Source organism: Paracoccus sp. J56, assembly GCF_019633685.1.
GTDB lineage: Bacteria > Pseudomonadota > Alphaproteobacteria > Rhodobacterales > Rhodobacteraceae > Paracoccus > Paracoccus kondratievae.
Genome location: NZ_JAFL01000019.1, coordinates 50,471 through 66,877, shown reverse-complemented (window position 1 = coordinate 66,877; position 16,407 = coordinate 50,471). Strand labels below are relative to the sequence as shown.

Genomic DNA, 16,407 nt, shown 5'->3' with positions numbered 1-16,407 from the left:
GGTCAGGTCAGCGACTACATTGGCGCGCGGGCATTGTTGAGCAGCCTGCCGGATGTCGATTGGTTGCTCGGGGATCGCGGCTATGACGCCGACTGGTTCAGAGAAGCATTGAAAGACAAGGGGATACGGGCGTGTATCCCTGGTCGAAAACAGCGGAAGATGACGGTGAAGTACGACAAGCGCCGATACAAACGGCGCAACAGGATCGAGATCATGTTCGGCAGGCTCAAGGATTGGCGGCGTGTGGCAACCCGATATGACAGATGCCCAAAGGTCTTCCTCTCAGCCATCGCCCTCGCCGCAATCGTCATTTATTGGTTATGAGTCCTGACCCTAGCCACAGTCCAGTTTTCATCTGCCGCAGATCCTCTGACACAAACTCCCCGGGCAGGTTCTGATAGCACACTGGACGTAGAAACCTGCGGATCGCCATGGTGCCGGCCGAGGTCGCGCCAAAGTTCGTCGAGGTCGGATATGGGCCGCCGTTAACCATGACATCACAGACCTCGACGCCAGTTGGAAAGCCATTCACCAGTACCCTGCCCGCCTTGCACTCAAGGATCGGCAGCAGACGCTGCGCATGGGGCAGATCGGCGCCATCCATATGCAGGCGGTCAATTGCCCCTCAAGGCCACGCGCCAGAGTCAGCATCTCGTCCAGATCGCACACCAGCACGATCAGACCCAAGGGACCAAAAACCTCCTGGCCAAGCGCCGGGTCGGCGAGAAGTTCCGAAACTCTCGTTTCGTAAAGGTTAGGCCCTGCCTCGCGGCCAGCAGCATCAGAAGTCACAAGTGGCCTGACTGCATTGCGGCTGTCGAGCACCGGGTTACCGCAACGATAGGCCTCGGCAATGCTCTCGGTCAGTATGACCTGAGGATCTACCTGTCCCGGCGCCGCACGGATGGCTGCGGCGAAACGGTCGGTATCGGGACCCTCAACCACAACGGCGATGCCGGGATCAGTACAAAACTGGTCTGCCCCCTCCCGGCTAGGCTACCGGTACTGATCAGCGGATGCTGGACCAAGGCCGCGCCCGTCTGATGCTCCGCCCCCTGGATCAGACTGAATATACCCGGATGCATCCCGGATTTTGTAATGGCTGCACGAATCTCATCTGCAACAATCTCGGCGGTGCCGGGACCACCGGGCATCCGGTGGTAGAGGCCAAGGCGGTGTCGCCACCAGCGGTCGAGAAAGCCAGCGGCAAGTTCGAAGCACCGAACACTGCCACTGGCCCGATCGGGCGCTGGATCAGCCGCAGATCCGGGCGGGGCGCAGGCTGACGGTCGGGCAGCGCCGGGTCATGGCGTCGATCAAGGTAATCGCCCTTTGCGAATATGGCTCACGAACATCCGCAGCTGGCCGGCGGTGCGGCCACGCTCACCCTGCAGCCGCGCCCCGGGCAAGCCGGTTCCGCGGTTCCAGATCCGGGTGATCGCTTCGGCACAAGCCTTGATCTCATCAGCGATGATTTCGAGAAAGGTCGCCCTCACCTCGCGACTGGTCCAGCCAGAGGGCCAAAACGCATCCTCAGCCGCCTGCACCACCTGATTGACCAGATCAACACTGCCTTGCGAAAACTCATGCACCGGACCATCAACCGGCGCGTTGTGAAAGCGCCGGTCCAAGCCAATCCTTTCCCCCGCGATCAGATCGCCTGCCATGGGCGAAAAGCCCATATCAATATCCTTAAAATTCAAATTCTTTCACGGAATTCCTGCGACCCAACATGAAGGCGTCAGCGACCAGAACCAGCGGTGACAGATCGACATCACACGCTGACCCGGCGACCAGTTCAGCCATATGGGCATATAGCGCGGGATATTCGCCCATGATGCTCATCTGCCCCCCGGCAGGCTGGCCGTTGATTTCAAGCACATTGCCGCCCATGCGTAGGGCGAGCGTACCGCTGTCAGTCTCGAATTCCATATCCCAGGTCTGCGGCCCCTCTTGCCGAAAGTCGAAATCGGCGGAAATTCCCTGAGACAAGCTTAGCCGTGCAGCGATGGGCGCCTGACGGTTGGCAGGAAAATCAAGCTCTGCGCTCAGCACCCTTGCCGGCTGCGGCAGGATTTCGGTCAGGATAGACAGTGCGTTGACGCCGGGATCGAAAACTCCCATGCCTCCTGCGGCAAAGATCCAGTCCTGACCGGGATGCCATTTACGCACATCCTCGCGCCAGATGATGCGGCCGCCACGTATCTTGCGCCCGGAAAGCCAGACTTTTGCCGCCGCTACGGCCTGTGCCGCCCGCGAATGCCATGAGGCAAACAGCGTCACCCCTTGCGCAAGGGCGAGGTCGTGCAGCGCATGAACCTCGGCTATCGTCGCGCCGGGCGGCTTTTCCAGCATCACATGCCGGCCCGCGCGCAAGGCAGCGCAGGCCGCTGCAAAGCGCGGCACCGGAGGCAGGCAAAGCGACACCACCCCGATGTCCGGCCGGGCTGCAAGCAGATCCTCGATCTGTACGAAATTCTCGACCCCATCGACGCGGCCATGCCGTGAGACCGTGGCAGAAAGCCGCCACTCAGAAGATGAAGATATGGATGGAACATGCTGATCCTGAGCGATTTTTCCAATCCCGACAAGCGCGATCTTTCGCATCAATGGCTGTCCTTTCCAACCTCGCGGCCCCTGCAGCCGCGCAGGAAATCGAAATCAGCCCCGGTATCGGCTCCCCCGACATGCTCATGGAATAGCTGCGCATACCCGCCCTGCGGATGCGGCGCGGGGCTTTGCCAGACGGCCAGCCTGCGCTCGATCTCTTCCTGCGGGACGTCCAGATGCAGGCGACGGTTCGGCACATCAAGCTCGATCATGTCACCGTTGCGGACGATGGCCAAAGGCCCCCCCCGCGCCGCCTCGGGCGAAACATGCAGCACCACCGTACCATAGGCCGTACCCGACATGCGCGCGTCCGAAATCCGTACCATGTCCGTGATCCCCTTGCGCAGCACCTTGGGCGGCAGGCCCATGTTGCCAACCTCGGCCATGCCTGGATAGCCGCGCGGACCGCACATCTTCAGCACCATGACGCAGGTTTCGTCGATATCGAGTGCCTCGTCATTGATGCGCGCCTTGTAGTCGTCGATATCCTCAAAAACCACGGCGCGACCACGATGGCGCATCAGATGCGGACTGGCGGCCGAAGGTTTAAGCACCGCGCCATCCGGAGCAAGGTTGCCCCGCAGGACGGCGATGCCGCCCTGATCTGTCAGCGGGTGTTCAGCAGGCAAGATGACCTCTTCGTTCCAGTTCCGCACATCTTTGACCTCATCCCAGACTGAACGGCCCGAGACAGTCAGCGCCTCCTGATGCAACAGGCCAGCCTCTCCCAAACGCTTAAGAACTACAGGTAAACCACCGGCATAAAAGAATTCTTCCATCAAGTACTGGCCGGACGGCATCAGGTTCACGATGGTCGGAACGTCGCGGCCAAGCCGGTCCCAATCGTCCAGCGTCAGATCGACCCCGACCCGACCAGCCAGCGCCAGAAGGTGGATCACCGCATTGGTCGATCCGCCAATCGCGCCATTGGTACGGATCGCGTTCTCAAAGGCCTCACGGGTCAGGATATCGCTGGGCTTAAGGTCGTCCTTGACCATCTGGACGATCCGACGCCCGGTCAGTTGCGCCATGACGCGGCGGCGCGAATCCACGGCGGGGATCGCAGCATTGCCCGAAAGGGCCATCCCCAGCGCCTCGGCCATACTGGCCATGGTCGAGGCTGTGCCCATGGTGTTGCAGGTCCCTGAGGAACGGCTCATCGCGGCCTCGGCCTCAAGGAATTCCTCCTGCGTCATCTCGCCGGCTTTGACCGCCTCGCTGAATTTCCACAGATGCGTGCCCGAGCCGATCCTCTCGCCCCGGAACCAGCCGTTCAGCATCGGCCCGCCGGTGACAACGATCGAGGGGATATCAGTCGAGGCAGCCCCCATCAGCAAGCTGGGCGTGGTCTTGTCACAACCGACCATCAGCACCGCGCCGTCGATGGGCTGGCCGCGCATCGCCTCTTCGACAGCCATGGCGGCAAGATTGCGATACATCATCGCGGTCGGACGATAGGTGTTTTCGCTTGCTGAAAAGACCGGAACCTCGACGGGAAAGCCCCCGGCCTCCCACACGCCGGCTTTCACCTTTTCGGCCAGATCGCGCAGGTGACCGTTACAGGGTGTCAGATCAGACCAGGTGTTGAGAATGCCAATGACCGGACGTCCGTCAAAAATATCATGGGGATAGCCCTGATTCTTTAACCAGCCGCGATGATAGATGGTGTCACGGGAATTGCCGCCATACCAATGTTGGGAACGCAGCCTACGCGGCCAGGGGGCGGGAGTGAAAGACTTGGACATCAAAGCACCTCGACACAGGTCAGGGGTTCGCTACGCTGATCCAGTGCCAGCGGATTGCGCAGCGCGAGACCAAGTGCCGGGGCCTCGATCTCGAACACATCGCCTGCGCGGCAGCGAATATCATCGGCGAAGGACAGGGTCGCAGTGCCAAAGAAATGCACATGCACATCACCCGGCTGACGGAAAAGCGCGTATTTAAAGTGATGATGTTCAAGGTTGGCGATGCTATGGGACATATTCGCCTCTCCTGACAGAAAGGGTTTTTCCCACAGGGCCGAACCGCCCCGCAGAATACGGCTCATGCCCTCGACATGCCGGGGCAGATCGCCAAGCAGGATCTCGGGACCAAAGCTGGCCGGGCGCAGTTTGGAATGGGCAAGCCACAGGTAATTCCCCCGCTCGGTCACATGGTCCGAGAATTCGTTGCCAAGCGCAAAGCCAAGGCGAAAGGGCCGGCAATCCGGACCGATCAGATAAAGGCCGGCAATCTCGGGCTCTTCGCCCGCGTCCAGCGCAAAGGCGGGCGCGGTCAGGGGCGCGCCAGGCACGGCCAGCGCATGGCCGTTGCCCTTGTAGAACCATTCAGGCTGCACCCCCGGTTCATCCGGCGCGGGCTTTCCGCCTTCCAGACCCATGCGGAACATCTTCATACTGTCCGTGATATCGGCTGCATCAATTGCCGCACCATGCATGGCATCGCGCGCCGCTGCCGAACCAAGATGCGTCAAGCCTGTGCCGCTGACATGCAAATGCGCCGGATCGGGATGGTCGAGCGGTAGCAGAACCCGCCCCTCGGCCAGCGCGGCAACCAGATCTACCGCGGCACCCTGTCCACGGCTTTCAGCTTCGGCCGCGAGGCTGTGTCTGGCAGCGATGGCGGCCAAGGCCAGATCGCGGGTGCTTTCCGCCCCCGGCACCAGATGTGCCTGATCCTGACGGCGCAGAGCAACGGCCCGGCTGCCATCAGGCAGAATTAGTTGAGACAGATACATGCTATGGCCCTCGCTGCGATCGATCAGAGCGGGGTACCGCCGGCATTTTGCAAGGCATCTCCTCCCACCGGGCAACCGTTCCCCTCTGACGGCTTGCGAATGATCCAGCCATGAAATTACATAATGGTAAAATTACTTCGTCTTCCATTTGCATATCGGATCTGTTATGTCATTACCTCCTGCCCGCCTGATGTTGAAACCTGCCCAACTGCGGCTGATCCAGCAGATCGCCGAAACTGGCCAGTTACAGATGGCGGCCGAACGTATTGGCATGACCCAACCCGCCGCCTCGCGTATGCTGGCCGAGATCGAAAACCAGGTCGGTGCCCAGCTTTTCCTGCGCCAGCCCAAGGGCATGGAACCGACCGAGATCGGGCGCGCCGTCCTGCGCCGCGCACGCGTCATCCTGCGCGAGATGTTCAGCATGGCCTCGGACGTGCAGGCGCTGCGCAACGGCTTTGGCGGCGCCTTGCGGGTGGGCGCGGTGACCGGGCCTGCGGTCGGCTATCTCGTTTCGGCCATCCGCGAGATCAAGCAAGGTGCCCCCGATGCCGAGATCACCGTTGATGTCATGCCTTCGCGCGAGCTGTTGCAACATCTGGCGGCCGGAGAAATGGATTTCGTCCTTGCCCGTATCCTGCCGGAATTCGACAGCCGCGACTTCAACATCCTGCCGATGCGGGATGAAAAGGTGGCTTTTCTGGTTCGCTCGACCCACCCGCTAAGCCGCGCCGCCCCGGTGACACTGACCGAGCTTTGCGAACAGGAATGGATCATGCAGCAACGCGGCGCACCGATCCGCGAGGCGACGCTTTCCGCCTTTGCCGATGTTGGCCTGCCCGAACCGCGCAATATCGTCAACAGCCCCTCGTTGCTGCTGACCATCGCCTATCTTGCGCAAAGCGACGCGGTCGCGCCCATGTCCGAAGAGGTGGCCGAACTTCTGATCCGCCCTCCGGTCGGCGCGGGTTTTGCGGTCTTGCAGGTCCCGCATGAAATCCGGGTCTCGCCCTATTACCTGCTGGACCTCAGACGCCGCCCGCTGTCGCCTCTGGCGATGCGGCTACGAGAAAAGCTGGTCATGCTGTCAGAAAGCCCGGTGCGCGACACCTTTGGCCAAGGCGGCTAGTACCCTAAGCACTCTCGGCAGCAAGCTTCAGCCCCAGCCCTGCAAAACAGGCGGCAAAGGTGCGGTGCAGCCAGTTCATCGCCCTTTCGCTGTGCAAAAGGTGCTGCCTGCCCCGCGCCGCCAGTGCGGCATAGCCCAGAAAGACCACAAAGGTCATCAGCGTAAAGCCCAGCCCCAACTCGAACAGCAGGCTGATCGGGCTGCCTGCAGGGACGAATTGCGGGATGAAAGCTACAAAGAACAGCGGCAATTTCGGGTTAAGGATATTAAGCGCCACCCCGCGCCAGACCAGCGCCCTACGCGACTGAGGCGCTGAGGGGCGCAGCGACAACCCACCCCTATCCTTCAACACCGACCAGGCCATCCACAGCAGATACGCAACGCCTGCATATTTGATCGTCTGAAAGATAACGGCGCTGGTATGCAGGATCGCGGCAAGCCCCGCCATGGCGATGACCAGATGGATCACCGTGGTGATCGTGCATCCGGCCGCGGCCCAGAACCCTGCCCTCATCCCCCCTCCAAGGGTCGCGGACAGGGTATAGACCACGCCAATTCCCGGCGAAACGCAGATGACAAAGATGGTCAGAAGATATTCAAGGCTCACGCTTCAGGTTCCTCCACCCGGATTAAGCCGGGATTAAAGGAACTTCGGCCTCGCGCAAACACACAAGCACGCCGTTGCGCAAAGGTCCCGGCGCCGCGCTGTGGGTGCGGCACCGGGCAATGGTCAGGCGTTTTGCAGGCTGGGTTCGTCCCGGCTTTGCAAAACAGCCTTGTCCGTCTGGCCAAGGATCTGCGAGGTGACCGTGCCCGCCGTCATCGAACCCGAAACGTTCAGCGCCGTCCGGCCCATGTCGATCAGCGGTTCGACCGAGATCAGCAGCGCCACCAGCGTCACGGGCAGGCCCATGGCCGGCAGGACGATCAGCGCCGCCATGGTCGCACCCCCACCGACCCCGGCTACCCCGGCCGAGGACAAGGTGACAATGGCCAAAAGCGTCATGATCCAGCCCGGATCAAGCGGGTTGATCCCGACTGTCGGCGCCACCATCACAGCCAGCATGGCCGGATAAAGCCCGGCGCAGCCGTTCTGGCCAATGGTCGCCCCGAATGACGCCGAGAACGAGGCGATCGTTTGCGGCACGCCCAAACGGCGGGTCTGGATCTCGACGTTCAGCGGGATGGTCGCGGCACTTGACCGGCTGGAAAAGGCAAAGGTCAGCGCCGGCACGATCTTGCGGAAAAACACCAGCGGGTTCACCCCGGTCAGGCTCAGCAGCACAGCATGCACGACAAACATGATCCCCAGCCCCAGATAAGAGGCAACGACAAATTTGCCGAGGTTCAGGATGTCGCTGGCATTCGAGGTTGCCGCCATCTTGGTCATCAGCGCCATGACGCCATAGGGGGTCAGCACCATGATCAGCCGCACCAGCTGACCGATCCAGGCTTGCAGGATGTCGATCAGGTTCAGAAGGCTGCGTCCCTTTTCCTCGTCACGGCGCACCAGGCGGATCGCGGCGACGCCAAGGAAGGCCGCAAAAACCACCACCGCGATGATCGAGGTCGGGTTCGCCCCGGTCAGATCAGCAAAGGGGTTCTTGGGGATAAAGGACAGCAGCAGCTGCGGCACCGTCAGGTCGGCAACCTTGGGCGCATAGTTCGTCTCAAGCGCCGCCAGCCGGGCGGTTTCGGCCGCACCTTGCGTCAGCCCTTCGGCTGTCAGACCAAAGGCCAGCGCCATGACGACACCGACAAAGGCGGCGATCGCCGTGGTGATCAGAAGCGTGCCCAGCGTCAGGACCGAGATCCGCCCCAGCGCCGAGGCATCGTAAAGCCTCGACACCGCGCTGAGGATCGCGGCAAAGACCAGCGGCATCACCACCATCTGCAACAGCTGCACATAGCCGTTGCCGACCACGTTGATCCAGTCGATCGTGGTTTTCAGCACCGGTGCGCCGTTGCCATAGACAAGTTGCAGCCCGATCCCGAACAATGTGCCAAGGATAAGGCCGACAAAGACCCGCACCGACAGCGACAGCCGCCCGCCTTGCAGGCGGACCAGCACCACGATCAGCGCGGCAAAGATCAGTAGATTGACAAGAACGGTTGCCATCGCGTGTCTCCGGCAATTTCAGATTGAGTCATCAAGCCATAACCGAACCGCAACGTATAGAGACGACCGTTGCAAAACGGTCCTGCGTTGCCGACATGTCCCTGTCGCGGCGGTCGTCCGGGCCGGATCCGGCAAGGGGGCAGCCATAGCCCGCCGCAGCACAATATTCAATCTGTTTTTGATTCTGTATATAGATATTGCAGATTATTACTTACTGCCCTGCCGGTTAATCTGCGCCCGCCGATGCCCTCTTTGAGATTTTTTCGCCCTATGGCTCGGCCCGTTTCCCGGTGATCCGGCCCATCGCAACAGCAAGGCAGGCCATGCACAAGCTTTCGCCCCAGATTGTCGCGCGCTTATTGCGCCAGCGGATGCATAGGCAATGACCAAAGACCGGAACGCAACCCTGCGACTGCTTATCGTGGTGGCATTGGTCGGGCTGGCGTTACGGCCCTTTCTGACCGGCGTCGGCCCCGTGACCGCGCCGATGCGGGCCGAAACCGGCCTGTCCCTGCAGGGACTGTCGGCGCTGACACTGGTGCCGATCCTGCTGATGGGCGCGGGGGCGTTCTTTGGTCCGGCCATACTGGCAAGGCTGGGGGCGAAACGCGCCACCGTTCTTGCGCTGGTCATTCTGGGCTTCGGTTCCGGGCTGCGGCTGGTGGCCCATTCGACCTTTGACCTTCTTGGCTCGGCAGTGCTGCTTGGCCTTGGCGCGGCGGGCGCGCAGGCTGCCTTTCCCGCCATCATCAAACGCGAATTCCAACAGGGGCTGAACCTCGCCATGGGGCTTTACGCCTCGATGATGATGGGCGGCGGCGCATTTGGCGCACAGGCCGCGCCGCTGATCGCGGCATGGTCTGGCAGCTGGAGGCTGGCGCTTGGCTGGCTTGCCGTGCCCGCCCTGATGACAGCCCTGCTGGCCGCGCTTGTCCTGCCGTCCGAAAAGCGCCAACCGCGAGAGGGTCGCCAACGGCTGGCCCATTGGCTGCGCCTGCCCCGGGTCTGGCTGCTTATGGCCTGTTTCGGGCTTATCAACGGGGGATACTCATCCTCGGTCGCGTGGATTTCGCCTACCTTTCAGGAACTAGGCTGGTCAGCCGGAGCAAGTGGCGGACTGCTCGCCCTGCTTGCCGTCGGACAGGCAGTTTCGGCGCTGCTGATCCCGGCACTCGCCAACCGCTCACGCGACCACAGGCCGTGGCTGGCGCTTTGCCTTGCAATGCAGATCATCGGCTTTGCCATGCTGATCCTGCGCCCCGAGGCCGCGCCGCATATGGTCACCTTTATGCTGGGCGCGGGGCTTGGCGGGTGTTTCTCGCTGATGATGATTGTCGCGCTGGACCATCTGCCTGGTCCGGCCGAGGCCGGAACGTTGGCAGCCCTGATGCAGGGCGGAGGCTTTCTGCTCGCCGCGCTGCCACCATGGGTGCTGGCCCTGCTGCATGATTTGACGGGCAGCTTCACCGCTGGCTGGGCGCTGCATCTTGCCGCTGTGCTGGTGGTGTCGGTGCTGATCCTTGCCCTGTCGCCCGCAGACTATGGCAAGGCCATGCAACGCCTTGACGTTCCGGCCGGCCCCGCCGGGGATGCCGCGCCCGCCGAATAAAAGTTTCAACAGGAGGAGAAACCCATGCAAACCATCACCAGGCTGGATCAAGCCGACGCGCGCCTGCTTGTCGAAGGGGCCGAAGCCCATGCCCGCACCATCGGCGTCCCCATGTGCATCGCCGTCACCGATGAAAGCGGCCAGCTTTTGGCTTTTTCGCGCATGGACGGGGGCAAGGTGACATCAGCCACCATTGCCGTAGACAAGGCCTTTACTGCCGCAGCGGCTCGTAAAGCCACCCATGAATATGGCGCAGCCAGCCAGCCCGGCGCGCCAGCCTGGGGCATTTTCTCGGCTATCGGCGGGCGGCTGACGGTCGTGGGCGGTGGGCTGCCAGTTGAACACGAAGGCCAGACGGTCGGCGGGATCGGCGTATCATCAGGGACGCCCGATCAGGATCAGTCTGTCGCCCAGGCCGGTATCGACCACTGGCGGGCCCATCGCGCCTAAGGTTGTGGAAGCGCATCCGCCGCGACCCTGCAGGATCGGGGCGGATGCAGGTTCGGTCCTAGCGCGGGCCGGGCTTACCCGAACGGGTCCCGGGCTTCGGACGGGCACGGAAGGGCTTATCTTCCCCCTTGCCCTGCCAGCCACCCTCGGCGCGGTGCGAGCGGAAACCGGCGGCGCGTCTGGGCCGTCCCTCGGCGCCGTCATCGCGGGCCGATCCGCCATGAGACTTGAAGCCCGCCGATTTGGAGCCAGCCTTGGGACCGGGTTTCGCGGAGGTCTTATGAGCCAGCTTCTTTTCACTGCTCCAGCGTGCCTTGCGCGGTGCCTCGGCTGCCTCGGCCTGCGGCGCAGGCGCATTGCGCGTAACTGGCTCTGACGCGACAGGTTCAGGACGAAGCGGCGGTTTTGCCCCGGCTTTAGCCTTGGCACGCGGGCGCAGTTCCTGCGGCTCGGCGTAGGGGGCGCGGGGGGAATGTGCCCGTTCTGGTCCTCGTTCCTGGCTGCGATCCTGTCCACGGTGCGGCTTTTTCACCCGGGCAGCAGGAACATCGAAAACCGGCTCGCCCTCAATGCGGCGCATGGTCAGGCCGGGCTCAAGTTCGGTCCGTTCGCCAAAATTATCGGCGACAGCTGCCGCGATTTGTACAAAGGTCTGTTCGGTCTTGACCCGGATCGCGCCAATCGCGTCACGGGTGATATCCCCGGCCTCGCAGATCTTGGGCAACAACCAGCGCGCCTCGGCCCGACCGGAATGGCCGACCGAAAGCAGGAACCATACCGCCGGGCCAAACTCTCCACGCTCCCGCGGGGCCGAAGGCGCCGGCACGACGTTTTCCGACAGTTCCTCGGGCGCCGGACGCCCTTCGCGCCACAGTCTCACAAAGGCCGAGGCAACCTGTTCCGCACCAAACCGGTCAAGCAGCGCAGAGGCCAGCGCGGCTTCGTCGCCCGGCGCTTCGCCCAGCGCGGGATGATCCGTCATCCGCTCATCATCGCGCGCCTGCACTTCCTCGGCCGAAGGGGCCTTGCCCCATTCCGCGACCAGCCGCGCACGCTGCAACAGCCGCTGAGCGCGCTTGTACTCCGAAGACGGCACAATCAGCACCGAGGTCCCCTTGGCCCCTGCCCGTCCGGTCCGGCCCGAACGATGCAAAAGCGTGTCCGGGTTGGTTGGCAGATCGGCATGAATCACCAGTTCAAGCCCCGGCAGGTCGATGCCGCGCGCGGCAACATCGGTAGCGATACAGACCCGCGCCCGCCCGTCACGCAGCGCCTGCAAGGCGTGGCTGCGTTCCTGCTGGGACAGCTCGCCCGACAGTGCCACGACCTTGAAGCCGCGATTGCCCATCCGCGCCAGCAGATGGTTCACATTAGCCCGGGTCTTGCAAAAGATGATCGCGCGGCTCGCCTCATAATAGCGCAGCGTGTTAAAGATCGCGTGCTCACGGTCGCGAGCCGCCACGGACAGGGCGCGATATTCGATATCGCCGTGCTGGCGCGCCTCGCCCATGGCCTGAATGCGCAGCGCATCGCGCTGGAAATCGCGCGCAAGCTGTTCAATAGCCGGAGGCACGGTTGCCGAAAACAGCAGCGTGCGGCGGCTGGCCGGCGCGCTGCCCAGGATAAATTCCAGGTCCTCGCGAAAGCCGAGGTCCAGCATCTCATCGGCCTCGTCCAGAACGCAGGCGGCAAGTCCGCTCAGATCCAGCGACCCGCGTTCGATATGATCGCGCAGGCGGCCGGGCGTGCCGACGACGATATGCGCGCCACGCTCAAGCGCCCGGCGCTCGGTGCGGTAATCCATCCCGCCAACGCAAGTGGCGATCCGCGCCCCGGCCTGGGCATAAAGCCAGCCAAGTTCGCGCGCCACCTGCAAGGCCAGTTCACGCGTGGGGGCAATCGCCAAAGCCAACGGCTGGCTGACATCGGGAAGGCTGTCGCCGTCAAGAATATCGCCCGCCATGGCAAGGCCAAAGGCCACGGTCTTGCCCGACCCGGTCTGGGCCGAGACCAGCACATCGCGTCCCCGCGCCTCGGGCTCAAGCGCCGCTTGTTGTACAGAGGTAAGGCTGGCATAGCCCTTGGCCGCCAGCGCCGCGGCCAGAGGCGCGGCAATATCATGTTCGTTCATCTTCTTCGCCAGAAAGGGGATGCGCAGCATCCGGGTGAAAGGCACCATCCCCTTTGCGGTCAGACCCCAGCCTTGGGTCGCCGGCCCGGAATGCAGAGCCAAGCTGCCCCCATAGCCGCCCCTGCCCCGCAAGTCAAAGCGAAACTCGGAAGCCGGTCTTTGACGTCAGGGCAGCGGCGGCTCTTTTTGGGTCGGCACGCCCGGGTCGTGACCAAGACAGCGACGCACCTCGGTCAGAAACAGTTGCAGTGCCGGGACCGGGTCGCGATGGTGATAGACGATATAGACCTCGGACACCGGGGGGTTGGGCCGGATCGGCAGAAATGTCAGCGGCCCGGCCGTCAGCCGTGCAATTCCCGCCGGCACGATGCTGACACCAAAGCCCGCAACGATCAGGCTGGGGATTGATTGCGCGTCAACGACCTGTTGCGAAACCTGCGGCCGATAGCCCGAAGCGATGATGCAGGACATGACATAGGCCGCGAAATCCGAGCTTTCGGGTCGCAGCACCACATGCTGATCCTCGCGCAGATCGTCGATCGACACACAGGTGCGTCCGGCCAGCCTATGGTCGCTGCGCACCAGCGCCATCATCTCTTCCCGCCAGCCGTATTCATAGGCCAGCTCATCATCACGCGGCACCGAGCGGTTAAAGCTGACATCCGTGCGCCGGCTCAAAACCTCGGTCAATTGAGTCGCCGGCGTCTGCTCATGAACACGCAACGTGATTCGTGGATGCAGGCGCGCAAACTGGGCCAGAAGCTCGGACAGGCCGCCGCGTAAAATCGAACCAGTTGCCCCGATTTCCAGCAATCCGTCCTGGCCGCGTTGAATTTCCCGGATCTCATGCAGGCTGCGTTCATATTGATCCAGCATGTTGCGCGCACGCGGCAGAAACAGCTCTCCGGCACGTGTAAGCGCCACTTTGCGGCTGGTGCGGCTGATGAGCTCGGCGCCAACTTCACGCTCAAGTGTCTGAAGTTGCGTGCTTAATGGCGGCTGCGACATATTCAGCCTACGGGCTGCCCGGGTAAAGTTCAGCTCTTCGGCCAGAACGACAAAGCAGCGGAGTTGGCGCATTCTCATAGCGTCACCGTATAGATCACTAATAAATCAATATTAGACACGGATGTGACATTCGCCAACTATTGATCAAATAGGGGGCCTGTCTCGGCCTGCATGTTGCCCGATGCGAGTGAGGACGCATCCGGCATGTGCTGGCCGCGGCGCACCTCTTCCGTCACAGGGGGGAACGGAAACACATGCCAAAATGGTCCAGGTCCTTGTTTGGACAGGTTTGCGTGGCGCTGGTGCTGGGGGTCATCGCCGGCTTTTTCGCGCCTGAATTCGCAGCCAAGATGAAGCCGCTCGGGGACGGGTTCATCAAACTTATCAAGATGCTGATCCCCGTCATCGTCTTTTGCGTCGTCGTGCATGGCATCGCCAGCGCGGGTGACCTGAAAAAAGTCGGCAAGGTCGGCATTCGCGCCATCATCTATTTCGAGGTCATCACCACGATCGCTCTCGCCCTTGGCATCGCGATTGCCTACCTCTTTGGTCCCGGTCACGGGATGAACATAGATGTGACCCAGCTCGACGCCTCGGCCCTGTCGTCCTATGTCGACCGCGCCAATGAAGTCAGCAGCGGCGGCACGGTCGAATTCCTGATGAAGCTGATCCCGACCACGATGGTCAGCGGCTTTGCTCAGGGCGACGTACTGCAGGTGCTGCTGGTCGCAGTGCTGTTTGGCTGCGCGCTGTCGCTGGTTGGCGAACGTGGCAAGCCGCTTTTGCACATGATCGAACTGACGGGCGACGTGACCTTCAAGATCATGGGCTTTATCGTCCGTCTGGCCCCGATCGGTGTCTTTGGCGCCATCGCCTTTACGGTCGGCAAATACGGCATCAGTTCACTGGCACAGCTGGGTTATCTGGTCGGGCTGTTCTACGTCACCATCGCCATCTTTGTCTTTGTCGTCCTGGGTTTCGTGATGCGCATGGCCGGGTTCAGCATCATCAAGCTGATCCGCTACCTGCGCACCGAGGTCAGCATCGTTGCCGGCACCGCATCAAGCGACTCGGTCCTGCCCCAGACCATGCGCAAGCTGGAAAAGCTGGGCATCAAGGACTCGACCGTGGGTCTGGTGGTGCCGACGGGTTACTCGTTCAACCTTGACGCCTTCTCGATCTACCTGACGCTGGCAGCGGTCTTTATCGCCCAGGCGACCAACACGCCGCTGTCCACCACGGACCTGCTGGCTATTCTGGGCGTGGCACTGATCACCTCCAAGGGGGCGCATGGGGTGCCGGGTTCGGCTATCGTGATCCTGGCTGCAACGCTGGCCGCGATCCCCGCGATCCCCGCCATCGGTCTGGTGCTGGTGCTGTCGGTGGACTGGTTCATGGGCATCGCCCGTGCGCTGGGGAACTATCTGGGCAACTGCGTCGCCACCGTGGTCGTCGCATCCTGGGTGGGCGATATCGACCGCGACCGCGCCCGCCGCATCCTGGATGGCGAAGATATCTCAGAGCCGGATCTGCTGGACGAAGATGCACCCATGACCCAGCTGCAGCACGGCTGACGAGGTCCCTCGCAGGGCTGACCGGGGCCCGCGTGACAAGACCCGGTCAGCCCTGCCGAGACGACGGCCTGCGCCCTCCCTCCCGATGGCGCAGGCCCTTTTATGTCGGAAAGGCCAGCCTCAGGGCAGCCCGGTCACGAAACCCTCATCCGTCAGAATATCAATCAACGCCTGCACTGCACGGGTGCGATAGCGCCGCGGATTGGTTAACAACGCAAATGGCCTCTCGGCCCCCGTCAGCGGCTGGGTAATGATCCAGCCCGATGCCTCCGGTCGTGCCACCGCCCGCTGAGACAGTGCCGCAAGGCATCGGCTGGAGGCAACCGCGCTCAGCACTGCCTCGTTCGAGGGTAACTCCAGCGCCACCGGCAGCGCCGCAACAGACAGGCCCTGCTCAGTCAGCCAGACCTCGAACTCGGATCGTGTACCTGATCCCGGTTCGCGCAAAATCCAGCTTTGCGTGGTAAGCTCGGCCACCGGCACCGTCTCGCGCCCGGCCCAGGGATGGGTGGCGGCCATAATCAGGACCAGCCGATCTCGTGCCACCACCTGCCGATGCAGATCGCCGTGACTGACCGCGCCTTCGACCAGACCCAGATCAGCGCCCCCCTCTTGCACCGCATCAGCGACCTGAGTGGTATTGCTGACCGTCAGGCGCAGCTCGATCCCCGGATGCATCTCGCGCAGCGCGACCAGCCGCGGCGGCAGCCAATAGCTCGCCACGGTCTGGCTGGAGTGCACCCGCAACCGGCCGCGCGGCTCACGCGCCAGATCCTCCAGCACCATCTCGGCGGTCTCGGCGCGGTCCAGCACCGCGCGGGCCTCGGTCATAAAGGCGGCGCCGGTGTCAGTCAGCACGATCCGCCGCCCGATCCGGTCAAAAAAGCGTACACCATGCCGCGCCTCAAGCGCCGAAATCGCGGCGCTGACCGCTGACTGCGTCAAGTTCAGCGCCTCGGCAGCACGGGTGACATGCTGACGTTCGGCCACGGCCAGAAAGATACGAAGCTGCTCAAGGGTCATGCTTGATTAATAAGAAT

The 16,407-nt window shown here is 62.6% G+C and carries 13 protein-coding genes and 1 pseudogene; 5 read left to right on the top strand and 9 right to left on the bottom strand.

Annotated features, from left to right (window positions below; genetic code table 11):
• Positions 1-324: IS5 family transposase (locus tag M511_RS14075; RefSeq protein WP_139824594.1), on the top strand; the 324-nt coding region annotated here is incomplete at its 5' end.
• Here the strand turns inward: M511_RS14075 and M511_RS14070 are convergent.
• From M511_RS14070 to araD1, 4 genes and pseudogenes are all read right to left on the bottom strand, one after another.
• Positions 308-1,682 (bottom strand): annotated as a pseudogene (locus M511_RS14070) (aldehyde dehydrogenase family protein). The gene M511_RS14075 and the pseudogene M511_RS14070 sit on opposite strands and share 17 nt — an antisense overlap.
• A gap of 10 nt (positions 1,683-1,692) precedes the next feature.
• Positions 1,693-2,607, bottom strand: a complete 915-nt coding sequence (locus M511_RS14065) for a Gfo/Idh/MocA family protein (RefSeq protein ID WP_085502516.1) — start codon at positions 2,605-2,607, stop codon at positions 1,693-1,695.
• On the bottom strand, positions 2,607-4,355 hold the full coding sequence (araD, locus tag M511_RS14060; RefSeq protein WP_010396405.1) for an L-arabinonate dehydratase: 1,749 nt from the start codon (positions 4,353-4,355) through the stop codon (positions 2,607-2,609). The genes M511_RS14065 and araD overlap by 1 nt, the downstream gene beginning before the upstream one ends.
• Positions 4,355-5,347, bottom strand: a complete 993-nt coding sequence (gene araD1 / locus M511_RS14055) for an AraD1 family protein (RefSeq protein ID WP_085502515.1) — start codon at positions 5,345-5,347, stop codon at positions 4,355-4,357. Before araD1 ends, araD begins: the two co-directional genes overlap by 1 nt.
• 190 nt (positions 5,348-5,537) lie before the next feature.
• On the opposite strand from araD1, the gene M511_RS14050 reads away from it, so the two are divergent.
• Complete coding sequence (locus M511_RS14050; RefSeq protein WP_227493341.1) at positions 5,538-6,476, top strand: LysR family transcriptional regulator; 939 nt, start codon at positions 5,538-5,540, stop codon at positions 6,474-6,476.
• A 4-nt stretch (positions 6,477-6,480) separates the two neighbouring features.
• Here M511_RS14050 and M511_RS14045 read toward each other — a convergent pair whose 3' ends face one another.
• Together M511_RS14045 and M511_RS14040 are read right to left on the bottom strand one after the other, a co-directional pair.
• Positions 6,481-7,083 carry a LysE family translocator gene (locus tag M511_RS14045; RefSeq protein ID WP_085502514.1) on the bottom strand — a complete coding sequence of 201 codons (603 nt, stop codon included), beginning with the start codon at positions 7,081-7,083 and terminating at the stop codon, positions 6,481-6,483.
• 123 nt (positions 7,084-7,206) lie between these two features.
• Positions 7,207-8,595, bottom strand: a complete 1,389-nt coding sequence (locus tag M511_RS14040) for an L-cystine transporter (RefSeq protein ID WP_085502513.1) — start codon at positions 8,593-8,595, stop codon at positions 7,207-7,209.
• A 382-nt stretch (positions 8,596-8,977) separates the two neighbouring features.
• Between M511_RS14040 and M511_RS14035 the strand changes: the two genes are divergently transcribed.
• Together M511_RS14035 and M511_RS14030 are read left to right on the top strand one after the other, a co-directional pair.
• A complete protein-coding gene (locus tag M511_RS14035) occupies positions 8,978-10,204 on the top strand; it encodes a cyanate transporter (RefSeq protein ID WP_010396414.1) in 1,227 nt (408 codons plus the stop codon).
• Between the two features lie 24 nt (positions 10,205-10,228).
• The gene (locus M511_RS14030; protein WP_010396416.1) at positions 10,229-10,654 is read left to right on the top strand and encodes a GlcG/HbpS family heme-binding protein; all 426 of its coding nucleotides are present in this window, start codon (positions 10,229-10,231) and stop codon (positions 10,652-10,654) included.
• A 58-nt stretch (positions 10,655-10,712) separates the two neighbouring features.
• Here the strand turns inward: M511_RS14030 and M511_RS14025 are convergent, their stop codons facing one another.
• Both M511_RS14025 and M511_RS14020 read right to left on the bottom strand, forming a co-directional pair.
• Positions 10,713-12,785 carry a DEAD/DEAH box helicase gene (locus M511_RS14025; protein ID WP_176224557.1) on the bottom strand — a complete coding sequence of 691 codons (2,073 nt, stop codon included), beginning with the start codon at positions 12,783-12,785 and terminating at the stop codon, positions 10,713-10,715.
• A 165-nt stretch (positions 12,786-12,950) separates the two neighbouring features.
• On the bottom strand, positions 12,951-13,865 hold the full coding sequence (locus M511_RS14020; protein WP_085502512.1) for a LysR substrate-binding domain-containing protein: 915 nt from the start codon (positions 13,863-13,865) through the stop codon (positions 12,951-12,953).
• Positions 13,866-14,047: 182 nt separating this feature from the next.
• On the opposite strand from M511_RS14020, the gene M511_RS14015 reads away from it, so the two are divergent.
• Positions 14,048-15,367, top strand: coding sequence for a C4-dicarboxylate transporter DctA (locus M511_RS14015; protein WP_010396423.1), 1,320 nt, complete (start codon positions 14,048-14,050; stop codon positions 15,365-15,367).
• Between the two features lie 120 nt (positions 15,368-15,487).
• Here M511_RS14015 and M511_RS14010 read toward each other — a convergent pair whose 3' ends face one another.
• Positions 15,488-16,390 carry a LysR family transcriptional regulator gene (locus tag M511_RS14010; RefSeq protein WP_010396425.1) on the bottom strand — a complete coding sequence of 301 codons (903 nt, stop codon included), beginning with the start codon at positions 16,388-16,390 and terminating at the stop codon, positions 15,488-15,490.
• Positions 16,391-16,407: the final 17 nt, after the last annotated feature.

Bases quoted from the DNA above. Each gene is read 5' to 3' on its own strand.
- M511_RS14035 (WP_010396414.1), top strand. From the start codon at position 8,978: ATGACCAAAGACCGGAACGCAACCCTGCGACTGCTTATCGTGGTGGCA.
- araD (WP_010396405.1), bottom strand. From the start codon at position 4,355: ATGTCCAAGTCTTTCACTCCCGCCCCCTGGCCGCGTAGGCTGCGTTCC.
- M511_RS14030 (WP_010396416.1), top strand. From the start codon at position 10,229: ATGCAAACCATCACCAGGCTGGATCAAGCCGACGCGCGCCTGCTTGTC.
- araD1 (WP_085502515.1), bottom strand. From the start codon at position 5,347: ATGTATCTGTCTCAACTAATTCTGCCTGATGGCAGCCGGGCCGTTGCT.
- M511_RS14010 (WP_010396425.1), bottom strand. From the start codon at position 16,390: ATGACCCTTGAGCAGCTTCGTATCTTTCTGGCCGTGGCCGAACGTCAG.
- M511_RS14050 (WP_227493341.1), top strand. From the start codon at position 5,538: ATGTTGAAACCTGCCCAACTGCGGCTGATCCAGCAGATCGCCGAAACT.
- M511_RS14015 (WP_010396423.1), top strand. From the start codon at position 14,048: ATGCCAAAATGGTCCAGGTCCTTGTTTGGACAGGTTTGCGTGGCGCTG.
- M511_RS14040 (WP_085502513.1), bottom strand. From the start codon at position 8,595: ATGGCAACCGTTCTTGTCAATCTACTGATCTTTGCCGCGCTGATCGTG.
- M511_RS14065 (WP_085502516.1), bottom strand. From the start codon at position 2,607: ATGCGAAAGATCGCGCTTGTCGGGATTGGAAAAATCGCTCAGGATCAG.
- M511_RS14025 (WP_176224557.1), bottom strand. From the start codon at position 12,785: ATGAACGAACATGATATTGCCGCGCCTCTGGCCGCGGCGCTGGCGGCC.
- M511_RS14020 (WP_085502512.1), bottom strand. From the start codon at position 13,865: ATGCGCCAACTCCGCTGCTTTGTCGTTCTGGCCGAAGAGCTGAACTTT.